Annotated in this window: 25 protein-coding genes; 7 read left to right on the forward strand and 18 right to left on the reverse strand. The window is 54.6% G+C overall.

Features of this window, described 5'->3' with window-relative positions; translation table 11 throughout:
• Window positions 1–56: 56 nt before the first annotated feature.
• Window positions 57–488, reverse strand: a complete 432-nt coding sequence (fucU, locus tag BLO51_RS16280; RefSeq protein ID WP_090673566.1) for an L-fucose mutarotase — start codon at window positions 486–488, stop codon at window positions 57–59.
• Window positions 489–736: 248 nt separating this feature from the next.
• Here fucU and BLO51_RS16285 point away from each other — a divergent pair, with 248 nt between their 5' ends.
• Window positions 737–1723 carry a YpdA family putative bacillithiol disulfide reductase gene (locus BLO51_RS16285; RefSeq protein ID WP_090673568.1) on the forward strand — a complete coding sequence of 329 codons (987 nt, stop codon included), beginning with the start codon at window positions 737–739 and terminating at the stop codon, window positions 1721–1723.
• A gap of 60 nt (window positions 1724–1783) precedes the next feature.
• On the opposite strand, the gene BLO51_RS16290 is transcribed toward BLO51_RS16285, so the two are convergent.
• Window positions 1784–2512 (reverse strand): phosphonate ABC transporter ATP-binding protein, encoded by a 729-nt coding sequence (locus BLO51_RS16290; protein ID WP_090673569.1) that lies wholly within the window; start codon window positions 2510–2512, stop codon window positions 1784–1786.
• Between the two features lie 149 nt (window positions 2513–2661).
• Here BLO51_RS16290 and BLO51_RS29270 point away from each other — a divergent pair, with 149 nt between their 5' ends.
• Window positions 2662–2832, forward strand: coding sequence for a hypothetical protein (locus tag BLO51_RS29270; protein WP_167670236.1), 171 nt, complete (start codon window positions 2662–2664; stop codon window positions 2830–2832).
• Between the two features lie 56 nt (window positions 2833–2888).
• On the opposite strand, the gene BLO51_RS29275 is transcribed toward BLO51_RS29270, so the two are convergent.
• A complete protein-coding gene (locus BLO51_RS29275; RefSeq protein WP_010495361.1) occupies window positions 2889–3035 on the reverse strand; it encodes a hypothetical protein in 147 nt (48 codons plus the stop codon).
• A gap of 186 nt (window positions 3036–3221) precedes the next feature.
• Here BLO51_RS29275 and BLO51_RS16295 point away from each other — a divergent pair, with 186 nt between their 5' ends.
• From BLO51_RS16295 to BLO51_RS16305, 3 genes are all read left to right on the forward strand, one after another.
• Window positions 3222–3392, forward strand: coding sequence for a Spo0E family sporulation regulatory protein-aspartic acid phosphatase (locus tag BLO51_RS16295; RefSeq protein ID WP_090673571.1), 171 nt, complete (start codon window positions 3222–3224; stop codon window positions 3390–3392).
• A gap of 172 nt (window positions 3393–3564) precedes the next feature.
• Window positions 3565–3747: a hypothetical protein gene (locus BLO51_RS16300; protein WP_090673572.1), complete on the forward strand. Its 183-nt coding sequence runs from the start codon at window positions 3565–3567 to the stop codon at window positions 3745–3747.
• Between the two features lie 129 nt (window positions 3748–3876).
• Window positions 3877–5052, forward strand: coding sequence for a M20 family metallopeptidase (locus BLO51_RS16305; RefSeq protein ID WP_090673574.1), 1176 nt, complete (start codon window positions 3877–3879; stop codon window positions 5050–5052).
• Window positions 5053–5105: 53 nt separating this feature from the next.
• Here the strand turns inward: BLO51_RS16305 and BLO51_RS16310 are convergent, their stop codons facing one another.
• The 15 genes from BLO51_RS16310 to BLO51_RS16370 form a co-directional block, all read right to left on the reverse strand.
• Window positions 5106–5828: an amino acid ABC transporter ATP-binding protein gene (locus tag BLO51_RS16310; RefSeq protein WP_090673576.1), complete on the reverse strand. Its 723-nt coding sequence runs from the start codon at window positions 5826–5828 to the stop codon at window positions 5106–5108.
• A complete protein-coding gene (locus BLO51_RS16315; RefSeq protein ID WP_090673578.1) occupies window positions 5821–6501 on the reverse strand; it encodes an amino acid ABC transporter permease in 681 nt (226 codons plus the stop codon). Before BLO51_RS16315 ends, BLO51_RS16310 begins: the two co-directional genes overlap by 8 nt.
• Window positions 6502–6614: 113 nt before the next feature.
• Complete coding sequence (locus tag BLO51_RS16320) at window positions 6615–7478, reverse strand: transporter substrate-binding domain-containing protein (protein WP_090673580.1); 864 nt, start codon at window positions 7476–7478, stop codon at window positions 6615–6617.
• Between the two features lie 360 nt (window positions 7479–7838).
• Window positions 7839–8144 carry an RNA-binding protein gene (locus BLO51_RS16325; protein WP_090673582.1) on the reverse strand — a complete coding sequence of 102 codons (306 nt, stop codon included), beginning with the start codon at window positions 8142–8144 and terminating at the stop codon, window positions 7839–7841.
• Complete coding sequence (locus tag BLO51_RS29280; protein WP_167670237.1) at window positions 8131–8268, reverse strand: hypothetical protein; 138 nt, start codon at window positions 8266–8268, stop codon at window positions 8131–8133. The genes BLO51_RS16325 and BLO51_RS29280 overlap by 14 nt, the downstream gene beginning before the upstream one ends.
• 169 nt (window positions 8269–8437) lie before the next feature.
• Window positions 8438–8641: a YezD family protein gene (locus BLO51_RS16330; RefSeq protein WP_090673584.1), complete on the reverse strand. Its 204-nt coding sequence runs from the start codon at window positions 8639–8641 to the stop codon at window positions 8438–8440.
• Between the two features lie 79 nt (window positions 8642–8720).
• Complete coding sequence (locus BLO51_RS16335; protein ID WP_090673586.1) at window positions 8721–9554, reverse strand: alpha/beta hydrolase family protein; 834 nt, start codon at window positions 9552–9554, stop codon at window positions 8721–8723.
• A gap of 32 nt (window positions 9555–9586) precedes the next feature.
• A complete protein-coding gene (locus BLO51_RS16340) occupies window positions 9587–10651 on the reverse strand; it encodes a sulfate/molybdate ABC transporter ATP-binding protein (RefSeq protein ID WP_090673587.1) in 1065 nt (354 codons plus the stop codon).
• Between the two features lie 2 nt (window positions 10652–10653).
• Window positions 10654–11547, reverse strand: a complete 894-nt coding sequence (gene cysW / locus BLO51_RS16345) for a sulfate ABC transporter permease subunit CysW (RefSeq protein ID WP_090673589.1) — start codon at window positions 11545–11547, stop codon at window positions 10654–10656.
• Window positions 11548–11568: 21 nt separating this feature from the next.
• Window positions 11569–12405, reverse strand: a complete 837-nt coding sequence (gene cysT, locus BLO51_RS16350; RefSeq protein WP_090673590.1) for a sulfate ABC transporter permease subunit CysT — start codon at window positions 12403–12405, stop codon at window positions 11569–11571.
• 21 nt (window positions 12406–12426) lie between these two features.
• Window positions 12427–13524: a sulfate ABC transporter substrate-binding protein gene (locus BLO51_RS16355; RefSeq protein WP_090673592.1), complete on the reverse strand. Its 1098-nt coding sequence runs from the start codon at window positions 13522–13524 to the stop codon at window positions 12427–12429.
• A 201-nt stretch (window positions 13525–13725) separates the two neighbouring features.
• Entirely contained in the window at window positions 13726–13917 is a 192-nt protein-coding gene (locus tag BLO51_RS29820; protein WP_217266748.1) for a hypothetical protein, read from the reverse strand.
• 104 nt (window positions 13918–14021) lie between these two features.
• A complete protein-coding gene (locus tag BLO51_RS16360) occupies window positions 14022–14492 on the reverse strand; it encodes a Fur family transcriptional regulator (RefSeq protein WP_090673594.1) in 471 nt (156 codons plus the stop codon).
• A 71-nt stretch (window positions 14493–14563) separates the two neighbouring features.
• Complete coding sequence (locus tag BLO51_RS16365; RefSeq protein ID WP_090673596.1) at window positions 14564–15583, reverse strand: CobW family GTP-binding protein; 1020 nt, start codon at window positions 15581–15583, stop codon at window positions 14564–14566.
• Window positions 15584–15711: 128 nt separating this feature from the next.
• A complete protein-coding gene (locus BLO51_RS16370) occupies window positions 15712–16293 on the reverse strand; it encodes a TetR/AcrR family transcriptional regulator (protein ID WP_090673598.1) in 582 nt (193 codons plus the stop codon).
• Window positions 16294–16534: 241 nt separating this feature from the next.
• Here BLO51_RS16370 and BLO51_RS16375 point away from each other — a divergent pair, with 241 nt between their 5' ends.
• Complete coding sequence (locus BLO51_RS16375) at window positions 16535–17806, forward strand: MFS transporter (RefSeq protein ID WP_090673600.1); 1272 nt, start codon at window positions 16535–16537, stop codon at window positions 17804–17806.
• Between the two features lie 93 nt (window positions 17807–17899).
• A complete protein-coding gene (locus BLO51_RS16380) occupies window positions 17900–18088 on the forward strand; it encodes a hypothetical protein (RefSeq protein ID WP_090673602.1) in 189 nt (62 codons plus the stop codon).
• The last annotated feature ends 149 nt before the right edge of the window (window positions 18089–18237 follow it).

The following is an 18237-nucleotide window of genomic DNA, read 5'->3' on the forward strand; positions in this document are numbered from 1 at the left end:
TAGTCATAGATTCGTAGTCTTAATCTATGAGATTCAGGGAAGGATTATGATTGGCGTTACGGCTTGACGACGCCTTTTTTGAGCACGATGTTCGCATACTGCGCCCCTTCGCCCGTCGCAACGACGGCATACGCTTGTTTGGCGCGCTCATAGAACGCGAACCGCTCCACAAATGCGGGCTCGGCGAATTCCGGCGCGTGCTTCTTGACAATCGCGCGATATTCGTCCCAGATGACTGGCTTCACCGGATCGCCGGGAACGACGGCCATCAAGGCGACCGAATGCTCCGCATACGTATCCAATGGAAAAAAGGTTAATATTCCGTCGAGCAGTTGGGGAATGTCATGTCCGTCACAGCGCACCAGACGCTGCGCATGGCTCGCCGCCGGAAAATTGCCGTCGGCCAGCACCAGTTCATCGCCGTGTCCCATTTCCATCATAATTTTTAACAATTCGGGAGAAAGAATCGAAGGAATGCCTTTTAACATGTCCGTACCTCCAAGGGGCTAGTCTTGCGCCGCCGTATCGCAGCGTTCAAGCTTATCCTAGGGCAGCAGGCCAGTTTTTGTCAACGGTTCGGGGTTCAGGTAGGTCGATTAAAAGTCCGGCGCACAGCCTAGGGGCTCCCGGGGAAACAAAGCGATGGCATCCGTCGGCCCGATAAGGTACTATGGGTAGAGAATCAACAGGATTCTCTCTCTATCCATACATTTGAAAAAGCGGGTGAAGCATTCCAATGGAAGAAGTCGTCATTATCGGGGCTGGCCCTTGCGGCTTGTCCGCGGCCCTGGAGCTGCAGAAGATCGGCATCGATCCTCTTATTATCGAAAAAGAGTGCGTCGTGCATTCGATATACTTATATCCGACGTATATGCAGTTTTTCAGCACGCCGGAGCTGCTTGAGATCGGCGGATACCCGTTCTCGACGCCTAACGATAAGCCTTATCGGCTGGAAGCTTTGAATTATTACCGGAATGTAGCGGCCCGCAGCGGCGTGCGCATTCGTCCCTACCATACGGCAACCCATTTGGCGGTACAGCCGGGGGGAACCTTCGAGCTGACGGTACAGAATCGTTTCGGCGCAGCTTCTACGATAGCCGCGCGTTATGTCATTGTCGCGACCGGCTATTTCTCGCAGCCGAATATGCTCGGCATCCCGGGAGAGGAATTAAGCAAGGTGGCGCATTACTTCTGCGAAGCCCATCCGTATACCGGCACGAAGGTCGCGATCATCGGCGGAAGCAACTCCGCGATCGATGCCGCAATGGAGTTGCTGCGGGCAGGCGCCGAGGTGACCGTCGTTTACCGGGGCGAAACCTACTCGCCGGTCATTAAGCCGTGGGTTAAGCCGATCTTCGAAAGCATGGTCAACAAGGGCCGCATTCGGATGCTGTTTCAATCCCGGGTCGTCCGCATCACGGAAACGTCCGTCACCGTATCTCGCGAAGGACGCGAAGAGGAATTCGATAATGACTTCGTCTTGGCGCTGACCGGCTTCCGCCCGGACCGCAGTCTGTTAGCGGGAGCCGGAGCCGTCGTGTCGGAAGCAGACGGGATTCCCCAGTACGATCCGGCTACGATGGAAACGACGGTTCCCGGGCTGTTCGTCGCCGGTGTCATCGCTTCGGGCGCGAACGCCAACGAGGTGTTTATCGAAACCGGCCGTTTGCACGGCGGATTCATTGCAAATCGCATCGCCGCTTGCAATCCTGCGGTTAACTAAAGAAAGATCGGCCCGGACATTAATGTCAAGGTCGACCTTTTTTTATATGTAACGATTCCATTAAAAAATAAGTTCCTTCTCCCGCTGCGTCAACCGCCGGCCCGCAATATCCACCACAAGCTTCCCGTCGGACAGTCCCCAAATGCGCGACCCGAATTTTTCGGCAAGCTCCACCTGATGAAGACTGCAAAACACGAGAAGCTTATGCTTCTGACAGATGGACTTGAAATCTTGCATGACGAGGCTCGCCGCCTCCGGGTCCAAGCCGGACACCGGCTCGTCCGCGAATATCACCTTGGCTCCCTTGATCAGCGCCTTGCAGATTGCGACGCGCTGCTTCTCCCCGCCGCTCAGCTTCTCCACCGGCTCGTGCGCTTTGTCGAGCAGTCCCACTTTATCGAGGTAATCCATCGCTTCCATGTGGTCGTCTTCCGAAACGGAATTCGTTAGAAAGCGCCACCACGATTTTTTAAACAGCAGCGCGCTGAGCACATTTTTCAAAGCCGTCTTTTTCAAATTCAAGCTCGGCTTTTCCTCCAAATAGGCCCACTGCTTGTTCAGTCGGAACTTCTCCCAGGCGCCGGTGCCCGAAATATCCTTACCGTCGTAAATATACTGGCCGTCGTTCCATTTTTCCTTCAGCATCAAGCACCGGAAAAAGGTCGTTTTGCCGCTCCCGCTTGCGCCGAGCAGCGCCACCAGTTCCCCTTCGTCCGCCTGAAAGCTGATGCGGTCGAGTACCCGCTGCCCGGATGGGAACGATTTGGTTAGATTGCGTACGATGATCATCCGTCCGATGTCTCCTTTGTTCGAGCCAAAGCAATAGCAGGCTTGTTGTGTCTTGGTATAAATATAACATGTTCTGCCACATAAAAACCATAAAGGAGCACATCCTATTAGATGCTTATCCCGTAGATCCTGAAGAGGAGGAACAACGCGTGAAGCACCAATTGGTCAAGCTCGTCTCCGAGCAAGCGGGCATTACCGAAGGGCAGGCGGACAAAACGGTCGAAGCGGTCGTCGGCTATTTCAAAACCCGCATCCCGGACGAAATGAACGATAAAATCGCCAATCTGGCTATCGGGCACAATAACGACGCCGAGGCTTAGCAGACACGGAAAAACGGTAAAACTGCCCGCTCTCCGGGGTTTTACCGTTTTTGTATTTACTGCGGATTCGTTTCCTTCGGGATTTCATTCAAATTCGGAGGGCGGTCCGCCACCTTACCCGCATGCATGACCGCCTCTTCTTCCGTAAATTTGTTCTCCTTGAAATTCGGATTGTTTTTCGTATTCGCCTTGGCGCTGTCCATGTTCGGCTCACCTCCCGTCGACCGTAATATACCTCTTCCCGAAGGGGATTATACGGTCCGACGGTTTCCTTAAAAAAAATTTAAGAATAGACTCGACAACGATTTACATATTTTACAACTGGATTGAATTATAATAGACTAATAGTGGACTTACTATTTTCACATCGTTAGGATGGGGTCTGAAAAATGGAAGAAGCGGAATTGAGACGACATTTGGAGCGAATGCAGATGCAGCTTCGCTTGCTTGTGGAGGAAAAAGGAAGTTTTGTCGATCCCCGGGTAGTAGAGCTCAGTCAAAAAATAGATCGTCTTGTCTTGTCCATCCAACGTCTTCGGATGCAGGAACGGATAAAATAACCGAGGCCGGACGGGCCTCTTTTTTGTGCCCTGCCCTTGCAATATGTTACATGATATGTTATATTGAAACCAAGGAAGATCAAGGCTTTTTCCGAAAATATACACTCAAGTCCCCTGCTAAATACAGCTTATTGATGCACTCTCAAATCCTAATGAGAAGGAGCGATGCACCATGAGTTACGAAGTACGCGAGCCGCAGGAGCAAAAAATTTCCGTCGAGCTGACCATAAACGAGGCTTTGGCATTGACCGGCGTTCGATTCTGGCAAAATCATAAACTGGAAGTCGATGCGATGCAAAAAATTAAAAAGCAGCTCGAAGAGCAAATCATCGACAAGCGCCGCAACATGCAATAACCGAACCTAAATTATGAAACGACACCCGGACCCCGTTTCTGCAAGCCCTTGCAGCGGGGTCTTTCTTTGTTTGCTCCGCTTTTTTCGTTATAATAAGTTCAAGTTACAAAGAAGTAAAGGAGAATGAATATGAAACAACAAATTGCCTCGACCATCGACCTGCATGCCCCATCGTTCACGGACATTTCCCGGTTTATCGGCGAGAACCCCGAGCTGGGCCACGAGGAATGGAAGGCGTCGGCGCGCCTGATCGAAGCGTTGAAAGAGCATGGCTTTACGGTGCAAGCCCCTTACGCCGGGCTGCCTACGGCGTTTCTGGGGACGTACGCCGCAAGCAAGCCAGGACCGACTATCGCCTTCCTGTGCGAGTACGATGCGCTGCCGGAGCTGGGACATGCATGCGGACATCATTTGATCGGCGTCATGAGCCTTGCGGCAGCCGTCGGATTGAAAGCCGTTATCGACCAACTCGGCGGAACGATTCGGGTATACGGTACTCCGGCAGAGGAAACGAAAGGCGCGAAGGTCGATATGGCGGCCGCCGGTCTGTTCGACGACGTCGACTTCGCCTTGATGGCCCACCCGTACTACACGTACGAGAAATCGGGCAGCTCGCTGGCTATGGATGCGCTGGAGTTCGAGTTTTTCGGCAAGGCGGCTCATGCCGCGGCAAGCCCGCATGAAGGCGTCAACGCGCTGGATGCGGTGCTGCTTCTGTTCCAATCGATCGGCGCACTGAGGCAGCAGCTCCACAGCCATGCACGGATTCACGGTATCATCACTGAGGGCGGTAAAGCCCCGAACATTATTCCGGATTACGCGGCTGCGCAATTTTATATCCGATCCGCCAGCCGCCCCTACACGAACGAAACCGTGCAAAAGGTGATCCGCTGCGCGGAAGGCGCCGCTCTGCAAACTGGTTGTACGATGAAATGGTCTAATTACGAGTACTCCTATGACGAACTGATTACGAATACTCATTTGTCGGACACGTTTACCCGCAATCTCGCCGGTCTGGGCATCCCGGAAGACGAGATCGAATACGGCAAGGACCATGGCTCGCTCGATCTTGGGAACGTATCTCGGCATTGCCCGGCGGTTCACCCGTACGTCAAGGTCGTTGACGAAAAGCATTTGCTGCATACGAAGGAATTCCGCGATCTGGCCATGCAGCCCCGAGCCTTCGAAGGCATGCTGCTCGGCGCCAAAGCGTTGGCGTTCACCGCCTACGATGTAGTGGCTGACCCTGCCCTGCTGCAGTCGATCCGCGACGAATTCGAACGCAGCGTGAGCGCTGCCGAATAAACGCCAAAAAGCCGCGACCCGGTTTCGAACCGGATGTTCGCGGCTTACTTTTTTTAGAGCACCTTGGCCAAAAATTCTTTCGTCCGCGGATGCTGCGGGTTCGAAAAGATGTCGTCCGGATTGCCCTGCTCGACGATTTTTCCGCCGTCCATGAAGATGAGACGCTTGCCGACTTCCCGGGCAAAGCCCATCTCATGCGTGACGACGACCATCGTCATGCCTTCGGCTGCCAGCTCCTTCATGACGTCCAGCACCTCGCCAACCATCTCCGGATCGAGCGCCGAGGTCGGCTCGTCGAACAGCATGACGGCCGGCGACATGGCGAGCGCCCTAGCAATAGCGATCCGCTGCTTCTGTCCACCGGACAGCTGCGACGGGTAGCTGGACGACTTGTCCGCTAGACCAATGCGCCGCAGAAGCTGCTGCGCGATCTTGTCGGCCTCCGGCTTGCTGACGCTTTTCAGCTTCTGGGGCGCCAGCGTGATGTTTTCCTGGACGGTCATATGCGGGAACAGGTTAAACTGCTGGAACACCATGCCCATCCGCTGCCGCAGTTGGTTGATATCGTGCTTGCCGCGCAGCAGCGACATGCCGTCGAATTCGATGTCTCCCCCCGTCGGCTCCTCCAGGAGGTTCAAGCAGCGCAGAAACGTGCTTTTGCCCGAGCCGCTCGGTCCGATGACGACGACGACCTCGCCTTTCGCGATCTCAATATCGATTCCGTTCAACACAAGGTTGGACCCGAACGACTTCTGTAAACCGGTTACTTTAATCAGAGGACTTCATCCTCCTTTCCGCGACGCCGAGCAGCTTGGTCAGCGTAAACGTCATGATGAAGTAGATGATTGCCGCCAGGATGAGCGGCTCGAACGGCTGGAACGTATTGCCCCGCACCGTGTCGGCTTTGTACATCAGCTCGCCGATCCCGATGACGGAGACGATGGACGTTTCCTTGATCACCACAATGAATTCGTTGCCAAGCGCCGGGAGAATGTTGCGCAGCGCCTGCGGCAAAATGATAAAGCGCATGGCCATCGCGTGCGGCATCCCGAGAGAGCGGGCCGCTTCCATTTGTCCCTTGTCGATCGACTGAATGCCCGCGCGGAACGTCTCCGCCACATACGCAGCGCTGTTGATGGACAGTGCGATGATCGCCGCCATCATATCGGGAAACGATGAACCGAGTCCCGGCACCTCGGGAAAGTGAATACCCAGCTTCGGAAGCCCGTAATAAAAAATGTACAGCTGCACCAGCATCGGCGTCCCGCGGATGAATTCGATATACGAAACCGCGAACGCTTTAAGCAGCCAAATGCGGGACATGCGCATCAGGGCAATGACCATGCCGAGCAGCACTCCGAAAATGACGGTGAAGATGGTCAAAATGAGCGTCATCTTCGCTCCGTCGATAAAAAACATGTAATACTTGGATAAAAATGAAAAATCCATTCGCTTCCCCCTTCCTGTCAAATAAGTGTATAACTGAACAAAAACCCGCCGGAGAATTCCGCTCAGGTTTTTGTTCGGTATGCTGTAAGGAACGGATGGTTCCGTCCTCTTGCTTATTGCGTATCGACTTGCTCGTTCGCTTCGGCTACCATTTTATCGATGGACTTGGCGCTCATCAGGCGGTCCAACGTTTTGTTCATCGCTTCCACGAGCTCAGGGTTGCCTTTTTTCAAGGCAATTGCCGACCCGCTGTCTTCCGTACTCAGCTTAATGTCCGCAAGCATCAAATCTTTGTTTTTGCTCAAGAAAGCTTCGGCTACCGGCTGCTCAACGACGAGAGCTTCGACTTTCTTGTTTTTCAGCTCCAGCATCAAATCGGCAATTTTGGGAAGTGCCTTCAGCTCGGAGCCCGGCATTTGTTCTTTAATGATTTTTTCTTGCGTCGCTCCCTTTTGGCCGGCGACTTTTTTGCCTTTCAGATCGGCGATGGACTTGTATTTATCCTTGTCCTCCGCGCGGACGGCCACACGTTGGATAGCCGTGTAGTAGATGTTGGTGAAATCCACGTTTTTCTTGCGATCTTCCGTCGGTGTCATGCCGGCAATAACGAAGTCAACGTTACCGGAATCCAAAGCGGCGAGCAGACCATCTAGTTTCATATCTTTGATTTCCAGCGTAACGCCGAGGTCTTTGGCAATCTCTTTGGCGATCTCGATATCGAAGCCGATGATTGCATCCTTCTTGTTGATTTCCTTGTGGAACTCATACGGCGGATAGTCGGCGCTCGTGCCTAATACGATTTTGCCCGCTTTTTTAATTTGCTCAAGCTTGGAGTCCTTGGACGCTGAAGTTGTTGCTGCCTTATCTCCCCCAGTCGCCGGTTTGTCGGCGGTCGTAGCTGCAGGCTTCGTACCACATGCGGATACGATCAGCGTAAAGCAGAGGAGCATGAAGATAATGGCTTTGTTTTTAGTCACTGGTCAAATCTCCTTTCTCATTAACCAGTACATTATATAATAGACCTCTCGCTTTTACAATGACACATACGTTCCAGTGATCAATAAAATATGGAATAAAACTCTGAAATATGTAATAAAATAACATTTACATGTCGACCGGACCGCCGGAGGCTTTTTTCATTCCAAAGACCTAACCCTCTCTCCCGGAAAGGTGGTTCGACAGGCTTGAAAGCGAAAAAAACTTGGGATCTGGCAGCGGTCTACCGTACTCGCCGGGGTCCTCGTTGCGCTGTTCGCGATTAAGCCCGCGCAAGTGGAGGTTGCAACGGCAAAAAGCCGTTGAGTCTTGCTCAACGGCCGGGGGCGCAGGGATAACGCTTATCCAACGAGCTTGGGCTTCGTCATAAAATCGAACAGTTGCTTGGTCAAGCCGCCCTTGCCGAATTTCAAATACGTTCCTTTCGTCCGGTCCGGCGGCTGCAGCGAGGCCAGAAAGGCTAGGACGGCCTGGCGGCGCTGGACGATGTCTCGCACGCCGAAACGGTACAGACACTCGTCAATCGTATTGTAAATGCCCCGATTGAGGCCATAGCGTTCAAAGCAATGCGTTACGAACCGGTGATCGGGAAGCTGAAGCACGTCAGCCTCATCGAACTGCCCGGATACAGAGCTATGGGTAAGCATTCGCATTCACTCCTTGTTTTTTCCTTAAATGATGAACGAATAGTCCGGGCTCAGCGCCGGAACGCCATAGCAGCACCGCCAGCAAAGCCAGCGAGAACGGCCTCTCCCCCAGCTTACGTCTCATACGACGGCGCCCTGGCCGGATTCAATCGATTGGATAACGAGTTTAGCCATGTTCGTACACTCCTTTTATTCATTTTGAAGCGAAAAAAAAGAAAGAGACCTCCGGCGAACGCGCGGCAATGTGCCATGCAGTTCGGGAGGTCTCCAGCGGTTCGGTGGACCAGTTCGCATCAGGGGGTGCGCTTATGTTGTTTTTGTTCAGGCAGATGGCGCTGGGATGCCGAATCCGATTCAAAACGTTTGCGTTCCGTACGTTCGATTTGCACGATTCGTCCGTCATGCACGACGATCTGCACCGTACCGTATTCGAGTCCGTTGACACTTTGAAGGATGCGTTTCGTCCAAAGTTCATCCACATCGAGCGGCTTAGTCATCCTAATCCCTCCGACATCTAAAGTTTTATATTCCTATGTGTTAAGTTGGTTTTGTATGTTAAAAAAATTCGCTCTCCCGTTAAATCGTCCAATCGTACCACTCGTTTTTGCGTTTGTCGATATACAGCAGCCAATCCCTTGTTTTGGTCAACAACTGCTCTTTGGCCAGACTGCCCGAATACGTATGATTCGCCTGGAAAATAATTTCTTTCTCACACTGCCCCTGACTGCGCAGCCAGAACAGCTTCTGGTACAGAAAGCAGTAATCGACGGGAATCACGTCATCTGCCGTACCGTGGACGAGCAGGACGTCGCCGTTAAATTTGCGAAGCTGCTCAAACGGCTGGTGCTGCGACAACGATTCGAAAAAGACCGGCTGCAGCGCATAACCGAGATGATCCGCCGAGCCGCATTGAACGGCCGTCTCGTACGTCTTCTTCCCGGTGATGTTCACGATGTCGTTAAACGGATACGCGACGGCCGACCAGAGTACGAGTGATTTCACCCGTTTGTCCCGGGCGGCGGTCAGGATGGCGACGGCTCCGCCGAGGCTGTGTCCGAGCAGCACGACCCGCTGCGGGTCGACGCAGTCGATATCGAGCGCGTAATCGAGGACGGTGCGCGTCTGGTCGATCAACGCGTTCAAGCCCCCGGCGCCGTAATCGCCCGTGCTCTCGCCGCAGCCGCCGTAGTCGAATCGGAGCACCATATAGCCGTGACGGGCAAATTCCCGCGCCGCCAAGACGAACAAGCGGTCGACGCCGATTCGCGTGCCGACGAACCCGTGGCATATGATGATGATCGGATAACGGCCCGACCCGCAGCCCTTTCCGCCCTCCTCTTCCGCCAGCGGATAATGGAGGTTTGCCGCCAACTCGTATGGTTCGCTTCGTATCGTAATATGATGTTCCATCATCGACTCCCCCTTTCTGCGACCTCATTCAATTAAATGTGCACCGGCATCGGGTCGGATTTCAGCGTGTTTTCCAACGTGAGATGTTCGTCTTCGTTGAACAGGTACAAACGGTGAATCAACACGCTCACCCGGTCTCCGGCATGAAGCTGCGGCAGCTCCAAAGAGCGATAAGCGAACAGCTTCTCGCTGCCGAGCGTCACTTCGATCTGCCAATTCGTTCCGCGGAAGTAGACGTTCTTGACGACGCCCTGCTCGGCTGCGGACGGATAAGGCAGCTCGCCGGGCAAGCCGACCTCGATAAACTCGGGGCGAATAATCGCTTTTGCGCCTTCGATCGCCCCGGCAGCCGGGAAACCTTTGAGCGTCGTGGCGTCTCCAATCTGATTCGATTCGCCGATGAAATTCGCCACAAACGGCGTTTCCGGCTGCTTGTAAATTTCAATCGGCGTGCCCTGCTGCTCCAGCCGGCCTTGGTTGATGATCATGATCTGATCGGCCACCTCGACGGCTTCCTCTTGGTCGTGCGTGACGAAGATGGTGGTAATGCCGACACGGTCGATCATCTCCTTCAGCCAGGTGCGCAGCTCTTTGCGTACCTTGGCGTCGATGGCCGCAAACGGCTCATCCAGCAGCAGCAGTTGCGGCTCGGGCGCGATGGCGCGGGCAAAGGCGACACGCTGCCGCTGTCCGCCGGAAAGCTGGTGCGGCAGCCGCTTCTCAAGCCCTCCCAAGCCGGTAAGCTCGATCAGCTCCTGCACGCGCTGCTTGATCTGGGCCTTGCTGCGCTTCTGAACCGTCAGCCCGAAGGCAATATTGTCGAACACGCTCATGTGGCGGAACAGCGCGTAGCTCTGGAACACGAAGCCGATGCCGCGCGCTTGCGGCGGAAGCGAGTTGACCTTTTGCCCGTGAAAGAGGATGTCGCCCGAATCCGGCTCCTCCAATCCGGCGAGCATACGAAGGATTGTCGTTTTCCCGCCACCGCTCGGTCCGAGCAGACCGATCAGCTTCCCTTTTTCAATCTCGAAGCTGACGTCTTTGGTCGCCTGAAAGCTGCCGAAGCTTTTCGTCAAATGTTTGGCCACGATATGCATGATCAGGTCTCCCCTTCCCGGCTAAGCTGCTGTTGATGGTGCTTCCACTCGATGACACTTTTGACGATCAAGGTGATCACCGCAAGCAGGACGAGCAAAGATGCCATGGCAAACGCGCCGGCAAAATTATATTCGTTGTATAAAATCTGAATGTGCAGCGGCATCGTATTGGTCGATCCGCGAATGTGGCCGGAGACGACCGATACCGCGCCGAATTCGCCCATGGCGCGGGCGTTGCTCAGGATGACTCCGTACAGCAGCCCCCATTTGATGTTAGGCAGCGTGATTTTCCAGAAGATGCGCCACCCCTTGGCGCCTAGCGTTACGGCCGCCTCTTCCTCCAGCGTCCCTTGAGCCTGCATCAGCGGCAGCAGTTCCCGGGCGACGAACGGGAAGGTGACGAATACTGTGGCGAGTACGATGCCCGGCAGCGCGAAAATGATCTTGAGATCGTTCTCCTGTAGCCACGGGCCGAACCAGCCTTTCGCGCCGAACAGCAGGATGAAGATCAGGCCCGAGATCACTGGGGACACCGCAAACGGCAGGTCGATAAGCGTGATCAGCAGGTTTTTTCCTTTAAATTGGAATTTCGTGATCGCCCATGCCGCCGCCAGTCCGAACAGCAGGTTAAGCGGCACCGTGATGACGGCAACGAGCAGCGTCAGGCGAATGGCGTCCGCCGCATCGGGCTCGATCAGCGAAGCCGCATACACCTCCCAGCCTTTGCGGAACGCTTCAACAAAGATGCTGACCAAAGGCAGAATGAGTAAAAATCCCAAAAATAGCAAAGCGACGGTAATGAGCGCCCATTTCACGATCCGGGGCTCGGTAATGTGACGCGGACGTTCGGCGGCGGCCGAACCCGATTTCACCGCGGTAGCTACGTAACCGGCCATAGCCTTCCTCCCCTCCCCGGCTTATGCCGATGTGACATGGCGGTTCGCCCGCCATTGCAGCAAATTGATGACGAGCAGCGTCACGAAGGAAATGACCAGCATGACCAAAGCGATTGCCGTCGCGCCGGCGTAATCATACTGCTCCAGCTTCGTCATGATCAGGAGCGGCGCGATTTCGGTCTTCATCGGCATGTTGCCGGAGATGAACACAACCGAACCGTACTCCCCCACCGCACGGGCAAACGCCAGCGTAAAGCCGGTCAGCAGCGCAGGCAGCAGCTCGGGGAACAGGATGCGGACGAACGTCTTCCAGCGGCTCGCGCCGAGGCTCACCGCCGCTTCCTCGACCTCCTTCTCCAACTCTTCCATCACTGGCTGAAGCGTCCGGACGACGAAAGGAATGCCGATGAACGTCAGTGCAAGCATGATACCGAGCGGCGTAAAGGCGACTTTAATCCCCAACGGCTCCAGCAGCTTGCCGACCCAGCCGTTCTGCGAATAGATGGTCGTGAGGGCAATCCCGGCGACGGCCGTCGGCAGCGCAAAGGGCAAATCGACGAGCGCGTCGACGATTTTTTTGCCCGGAAACGAGTACCGGACCAGCACCCAAGCGACGATAAAGCCGAAGACCGAATTCACGAGCGCAGCGCCGAACGCCGTGCCGAAGCTGATCTTATAGGAAGCGATGACCCGGGGATCGGTAATCGTATGCCAGAAAGCCTCCCAGCCCATCCCGGAGCTTTTAATGAAGATAGCCGACAAAGGGAAGAGAACGATTAAACTCAAGTACAATACAGTAAAACCCATCGATAAACCGAATCCGGGTAAAATACTGCGCTTTTTCCAAGCTTTCGCCATCGTCTATTCTCTCCCTGTCTGTTACGGTTTGTAGATTTGGTCGAATACGCCGCCGTCGCTAAAATGCGTCTTTTGCGTTTTCGCCCAGCCGCCGAACGGCTCGTCATCGATAGTAAACAGGTTTAATTTGGAGAACTGGTTCTCGTACTTCTTCGCGACCGACTCCAGACGCGGACGGTAATAGTTTTTGGCCGCAATCTCCTGCCCTTCCTCCGAGTACAAGTAGTCCAGATACGCCTGTGCTACTTCACGGCTGCCTTTCTTGTCGACCACTTTGTCGACGACGGCGACCGGAGGCTCGGCAAGCACGCTGATCGAAGGCGTGACGATCTCGAATTTGTCTTTGCCAAACTCGTTGATGGACAGATAAGCTTCGTTCTCCCAGGCGATCAGCACATCGCCGATGCCGCGCTGGACGAAGGTCGTTGTCGCATCGCGCGCGCCGGAATCGAGCACCGGCACATTTTTGAACAACTGCTGCACGAATTCTTTCGCCTTTCCTTCGTCTTTATTGTTCTTCTGGTAGGCGTAGCCCCAAGCGGCCACATAGTTCCAGCGGGCGCCGCCGGACGTTTTCGGGTTCGGCGTAATGACTTGCACGCCCGGCTTGATCAGATCGTCCCAATCCTTGATGCCCTTCGGATTGCCTTTCTTCACGAGGAAGACGATGGTCGAAGTATACGGGGAGCTGTTGTTTTTCAGCTTCTTTTGCCAATCCGCTTGAATCAATCCCGCTTGTTGAATCGCGTCGATGTCGTAGGCCAGCGCAAGCGTCACCACATCCGCCTCCAGCCCGTCGATGACCGAACGTCCCTGTTTGCCGGAGCCGCCGTGCGATTGCTTGAAGGTGACGTCCTGTCCCTTCGTCTTCTTCCAATAGGCGGTAAAGGCTTTATTGTAGCTTTGATACAGCTCGCGCGTCGGGTCGTATGAGACGTTAAGCAGCTCAATCGGCTTTGCCGCAGAAGCCGCAGGCTTCGTGCCGTCAGCCGGGGCGGCCCCGCCCGAATCCGGTTTGGCTCCGCCGCAAGCCGTCAACCCGACGAGCGATATCGTAAGTACGCTGAATATTGACCATTTACCGAACAACCGTAGCACATGATTTGTGTGTGTGCGCATAACCTTTTCTCTCCCCATTTATCAATTCTGCTTATAATTTCCGTTTATCGGATCGGAGGGGCGGGTCAATCGCCCACAGCTCATTATATGGCGTTCCGGTTGTCCGGTGACTAACTAACAATTCCGATAAATTTACTTAGTTATGTCAGTATATTAGCATCGGCCTAGTGTCCTGTCAATCGATTTTTGGGGATTTTTTCACTATTCAGTCATAAAAAAAGAGGAGCTGATCGCTCCTCGTTTAACTCCCTTTAGCTGCGGCCTACCCACAACTACAACTCCTATTAAGATCGCAAGGTCTATATCGACCCGGCTGCGATTCATTTTTTCAAATATCGCTTTTCCATAGTTCTTCGCCTCGGCAGCTCCCATCAGGCCTTCTGCCCCGCTCATAGCACGACGCGAAGGGTCTTACTTCACACATGCGCTTTATTCTTCAAACAAAAGGCAGTGTCCCTTCACAGGTACACTGCCTTCCATATGGCGGCCTGGCCTTGTTAATGCTTTTCCGTTCCTGCCTCGCGGGATTCCGCCTGCGCGCAGTCGCAGCAGTAGCCCAAAATTTCAAACCGGTGGTTGACGATTTGAAAATCGCACGGCAGGTTATCGATCTGCTTCATCGGACAAAACTCGAAAGGCACTGTTTTCTCACAGTTCACGCAGATGAGATGATGATGGTGGTGCGACTGGCAGCGAGAGCGGAACTTCAGTCCGTCGTTTAAGTAAATTTGTTCCAGAACACCCATCTCGCTCAGCAGGCGCAGGTTGCGGTACACCGTATCAAAGCTGACGCCGGGATAAGGCTGCTTCATATAATCATAAACGTCCTTGGGGGACAAATAGCCCGTCGATTCGGCGAATAAGGCGGCAAGGCTCTTCCGTTGGTCGGTGATACGCCAGCCTTTGGCCGACATGGCCTTCAAAATATCTTGAACGGTCGACTGAACCTCATGCTCGTGATTTCCCATACCTACCTCTTCCCTATGAATACGCTATCAGATACTCCTAATAATGCCTGAATCCACAGCGGGAGTCAAGGTTACCGCCCTTCCAGAGCTGCCAATTCAGCCTTCAGAAAAGACCGGTCAAAGTGCTCGCCGATAAACACCGCCACGCTGGGCAGCTCTTCCTTCGGCGCTATTTTCACGAAATCCATCTCGCGATAAGCATATTGGAACAAGAACGGACTAACCGTATCGGTGAACCGTAAAATGCCTTTGGCCCGGTAAATTTCCCGCGGGAGCCGTCCGATCAGCGCTTCAAACTGCTCACTGTCCATCGGCCGTGCAAAATAATGCGTGTAGACCATCACATGCTCATGGCTGTGATGATGCGCATCGCTTCCGTGGTCATGATCATGGCCTTCGGCTCCGCAAGCTCCGCTCTCCGCATGTTCATGTCCGCAGCGGCAAGCGGAAGCCGCGTGGCGCCGTTCCGCTACGCCGCCCTCGAGGCTGTCGAACAAGGACAGCTCGATCTCGCAGCGCACGGTGGGCAGAATCGGGGCAGCAGGATTCAGCTCCCGGATCAGCGTATCCAGACGCACGAGCTCCGCCGGAGGCACAAGGTCCGCCTTGTTGAGCAAAATGCGCGTCGCGCAGCGGATCTGATCCTGCATGAGCCGGTACGTCTTGCCCTTCGGACTGTGCGAACGCTCGCTGAGCTGCGCCGCATCGACAACCGTAATGACCGACTTCAGCTCCACCTTCGTCAGGAGCGAAGCATCGGTGACGCCGTCCAGCATCTCGATCGGGTTGGCCGCTCCTGTGCATTCCACGAACACGACGTCCGGCTGGTGCTCCTCGATCAACTGCTTCAACTCCATGCCCAGATCGCCGCGGATCGTACAGCAGATGCACCCGCCGAGCATTTCGGTCATCGGCACGTCCTCGTCGACGAGCATTCCGTCCAGATTCACATCGCCCAGCTCGTTCATCAGAACGGCGGGCTTTTTACCGCTCAGTCTGTAATAATCCAGCGCACGGGTCAGCAGCGTCGTCTTGCCGCTGCCCAAAAATCCGGTCAAAATATGAATCGGAACCGATCGTTCTTCCTTCAAGTCGCTACACCGCTTTCCGTTTAGGTTCGCAAATCAGGTCGTTGCCTTTCTTTTTTCAAATTTTACTCCGTCCGCTCGGCCCTGTCAATTATTCGTAATTTTTATCATTATAATCCTGGTTGGTCAAGTTACTTCAGCAATTCGAGGATCGTCGCGATAAAATGGTCCGCAACCGAACGATCGGAACGGGATTTCATCAGCACGGTAAGTCCGATGACCGATACGAGCAAGGTGTGGGCCAACGCCTTGGCGCTGCCGACTTGCTTCAGCTCTCCCGACCGTATCCCGCGTTCGATCGTTTCTTGAAACAGGGCAGCCAGATACATCTGATGCTCTCTGGTGAGAACCTCGAATTTGGCGTCATGCGGCGCAAGCTCCACCATGACGTTGATGCAGAAGCATCCCTTGTTGGGCCCTTCCTCGTCCGCTTCCGCCGCAATCCCTTCGAAATAGGACCGGAACGCTTCCTTGACGGAAGCAGCGTTTTGCAGCTTGGACCGGACGTAGGAGGAGTGAGCATGCGTATATTTGCGCAGCGCAGCTTCGAACAGCGCCTTCTTGTCTCCGAAGGCCGAATAAAGGCTTGGGCGCTGTATGCCCATTCCGGACGTGAGATCGCTTAAAGAAGTCGCTTCATACCCCTTCTCCCAAAATAGCCGCATCGCAGCATCCAAAGCCTTGTCTTCATCAAACGCTCTTGGCCGTACCATAAAATCTGCCTCATTTCATATCGATTAGTATAATATGATTTTAGGCCTTGAAGCCGTCACTGTCAAATTCAGTCGACGTTCCGCAGACGCGTCTCGCTGGAATTTCAGCCTACTTCCCGGACCAAACGGCCTCTTGACAGCAGACATGTACGAGAGTTATATTTACGAGGCACATTATATACCAATCGGTATATTATACTTTTTGGTAGAAAATATTCTTACTTGTCAGGAGGTAAAAACGATGGACAGGCTTGAAAAAACGGCGGGGTTTCTTGCTGAAGACCACAACGAGGCAAAACCGGAGGTGCTGCAAGAGCCTTTAGCCGCAGGGGACCCGCCTTCCGCACCGGCGATGTCCCGTTCCGTCGCGCTGTTGTTTGCCGTCGCCTGCGGGCTTGCTGTCGCCAACGTCTACTATGCGCAGCCGCTGCTCGATGCGATGGCAACCGAGCTTGGAATTGACCGCGCCGCCGCAGGTATTGTCATCACGGCCACTCAGATCTGCTATGCGCTGGGACTGCTATTGCTCGTCCCGCTCGGCGATCTGGTGAACCGCCGGAAGCTAATCGTCGGCCAAATGCTGTTGTCTGTATTGGCGCTTATCGTGGTCGGCACCGCCTCTACCGCCGTCGTGCTGCTCGCAGGCATGGGTGCAGTCGGCCTGCTTGCCGTAGTGACGCAGGCGCTCGTGGCCTACGCCTCGACGTTGGCTGCGCCCGCCGAGCGAGGCCGGATCGTCGGCTTGGTAACGAGCGGTGTAGTGATCGGCATTCTGCTTGCCCGAACCGTCGCCGGGACGCTGACCGATCTCGCAGGCTGGCGTTCAGTCTATTTCGTCTCAGCCGGATTGACCGTGCTCATGGCCGGGCTCCTGTTCCGGGTACTGCCGCGTGAAGATCACGGGAAGGCGCCGATGACGTATCCGCAGCTGCTGCGCTCCGTATTCGCTTTATTCATACAGGAGCCGGTGCTGCGCATCCGCGGTATCCTCGCGCTTCTTATTTTCGCCTCGTTCAGCGTGTTGTGGACCTCACTTGTGCTGCCGCTCAGCTCGCCGCCGCTGTCGCTTTCCCATACCGCGATCGGGTCGTTCGGGCTCATCGGCGTAGCGGGAGCGATGGCGGCAGCGCGTGCGGGACGGCTTGCAGACCGCGGCTTGGGACAGCGGACCACCGGGATCGCACTGACGCTGCTGCTGGTTTCGTGGCTGCCGATCAATCTGACCGAACGCTCCCTATGGGCACTGATCGCCGGAGTGGTTCTCCTCGATCTCGCGGTGCAAGCCGTGCATGTGACCAATCAGAGCATGATTTACAACGTGCGCCCGGAAGCCCGCAGCCGTCTCGCCGGCGCGTACATGATCTTCTATTCGATCGGCAGCGCCGTCGGCTCGATTGCCTCGACGCTTATGTACGCGCGGGCCGGTTGGACCGGCGTCTGTCTGCTGGGCGCTGCCATAAGCGGTCTTGCGCTGCTATTCTGGGGACTGACCCGGCGCTTGACGACCGCATGAACTAGGATAATGCCCCGTTTCTTCAGTAGTCCACTCCTTTTTTTTGAAGATTCATAAGAATGTATGGAGTCCATCGAAAAGGAGGTTGGACCAATGCGTGAAAAATGGAAAAAGCCAGCGTTCGTTCTAGGTATTCTTGGCGGGGCGAAGCTTGCCTTGAGCAGCTACGGATACGACATCCCCGATCATCTCATTAACGATATCACCAATGGAGTCAGCGCCATTCTCGTTCTCGTCGGCATTATTGTTGACCATGGCAAACCGAAAGACGACAACGTGTAACCTCATCCGATCTCTGCGGACTTAACGCCCTCGAATACGAGAGGCGTTTCTTTTTGGGCTAAGCCGGAATGATCCCAATCATGTGAAATGGAAGCAATAAAAAAACTGGCTCTACGCCATAATCAGTGCTTGACAGACAAAATGGCAAG

The sequence above is a fragment of the Paenibacillus tianmuensis genome, from assembly GCF_900100345.1.
GTDB classification, from domain to species: domain Bacteria; phylum Bacillota; class Bacilli; order Paenibacillales; family NBRC-103111; genus Paenibacillus_G; species Paenibacillus_G tianmuensis.

Excerpts from the sequence above, each read along its gene's own strand:
- fucU (WP_090673566.1), bottom strand. The coding sequence starts at position 488 with ATGTTAAAAGGCATTCCTTCGATTCTTTCTCCCGAATTGTTAAAAATT.
- BLO51_RS16285 (WP_090673568.1), top strand. The coding sequence starts at position 737 with ATGGAAGAAGTCGTCATTATCGGGGCTGGCCCTTGCGGCTTGTCCGCG.
- BLO51_RS16290 (WP_090673569.1), bottom strand. The coding sequence starts at position 2,512 with ATGATCATCGTACGCAATCTAACCAAATCGTTCCCATCCGGGCAGCGG.
- BLO51_RS29275 (WP_010495361.1), bottom strand. The coding sequence starts at position 3,035 with ATGGACAGCGCCAAGGCGAATACGAAAAACAATCCGAATTTCAAGGAG.
- BLO51_RS16295 (WP_090673571.1), top strand. The coding sequence starts at position 3,222 with ATGGAAGAAGCGGAATTGAGACGACATTTGGAGCGAATGCAGATGCAG.
- BLO51_RS16300 (WP_090673572.1), top strand. The coding sequence starts at position 3,565 with ATGAGTTACGAAGTACGCGAGCCGCAGGAGCAAAAAATTTCCGTCGAG.
- BLO51_RS16305 (WP_090673574.1), top strand. The coding sequence starts at position 3,877 with ATGAAACAACAAATTGCCTCGACCATCGACCTGCATGCCCCATCGTTC.
- BLO51_RS16315 (WP_090673578.1), bottom strand. The coding sequence starts at position 6,501 with ATGGATTTTTCATTTTTATCCAAGTATTACATGTTTTTTATCGACGGA.
- BLO51_RS16325 (WP_090673582.1), bottom strand. The coding sequence starts at position 8,144 with ATGCTTACCCATAGCTCTGTATCCGGGCAGTTCGATGAGGCTGACGTG.
- BLO51_RS29280 (WP_167670237.1), bottom strand. The coding sequence starts at position 8,268 with ATGAGACGTAAGCTGGGGGAGAGGCCGTTCTCGCTGGCTTTGCTGGCG.
- BLO51_RS16330 (WP_090673584.1), bottom strand. The coding sequence starts at position 8,641 with ATGACTAAGCCGCTCGATGTGGATGAACTTTGGACGAAACGCATCCTT.
- BLO51_RS16335 (WP_090673586.1), bottom strand. The coding sequence starts at position 9,554 with ATGGAACATCATATTACGATACGAAGCGAACCATACGAGTTGGCGGCA.
- BLO51_RS16340 (WP_090673587.1), bottom strand. The coding sequence starts at position 10,651 with ATGCATATCGTGGCCAAACATTTGACGAAAAGCTTCGGCAGCTTTCAG.
- cysW (WP_090673589.1), bottom strand. The coding sequence starts at position 11,547 with ATGGCCGGTTACGTAGCTACCGCGGTGAAATCGGGTTCGGCCGCCGCC.
- cysT (WP_090673590.1), bottom strand. The coding sequence starts at position 12,405 with ATGGCGAAAGCTTGGAAAAAGCGCAGTATTTTACCCGGATTCGGTTTA.
- BLO51_RS16355 (WP_090673592.1), bottom strand. The coding sequence starts at position 13,524 with ATGCGCACACACACAAATCATGTGCTACGGTTGTTCGGTAAATGGTCA.
- BLO51_RS29820 (WP_217266748.1), bottom strand. The coding sequence starts at position 13,917 with ATGAGCGGGGCAGAAGGCCTGATGGGAGCTGCCGAGGCGAAGAACTAT.
- BLO51_RS16360 (WP_090673594.1), bottom strand. The coding sequence starts at position 14,492 with ATGGGAAATCACGAGCATGAGGTTCAGTCGACCGTTCAAGATATTTTG.
- BLO51_RS16370 (WP_090673598.1), bottom strand. The coding sequence starts at position 16,293 with ATGGTACGGCCAAGAGCGTTTGATGAAGACAAGGCTTTGGATGCTGCG.
- BLO51_RS16375 (WP_090673600.1), top strand. The coding sequence starts at position 16,535 with ATGGACAGGCTTGAAAAAACGGCGGGGTTTCTTGCTGAAGACCACAAC.
- BLO51_RS16380 (WP_090673602.1), top strand. The coding sequence starts at position 17,900 with ATGCGTGAAAAATGGAAAAAGCCAGCGTTCGTTCTAGGTATTCTTGGC.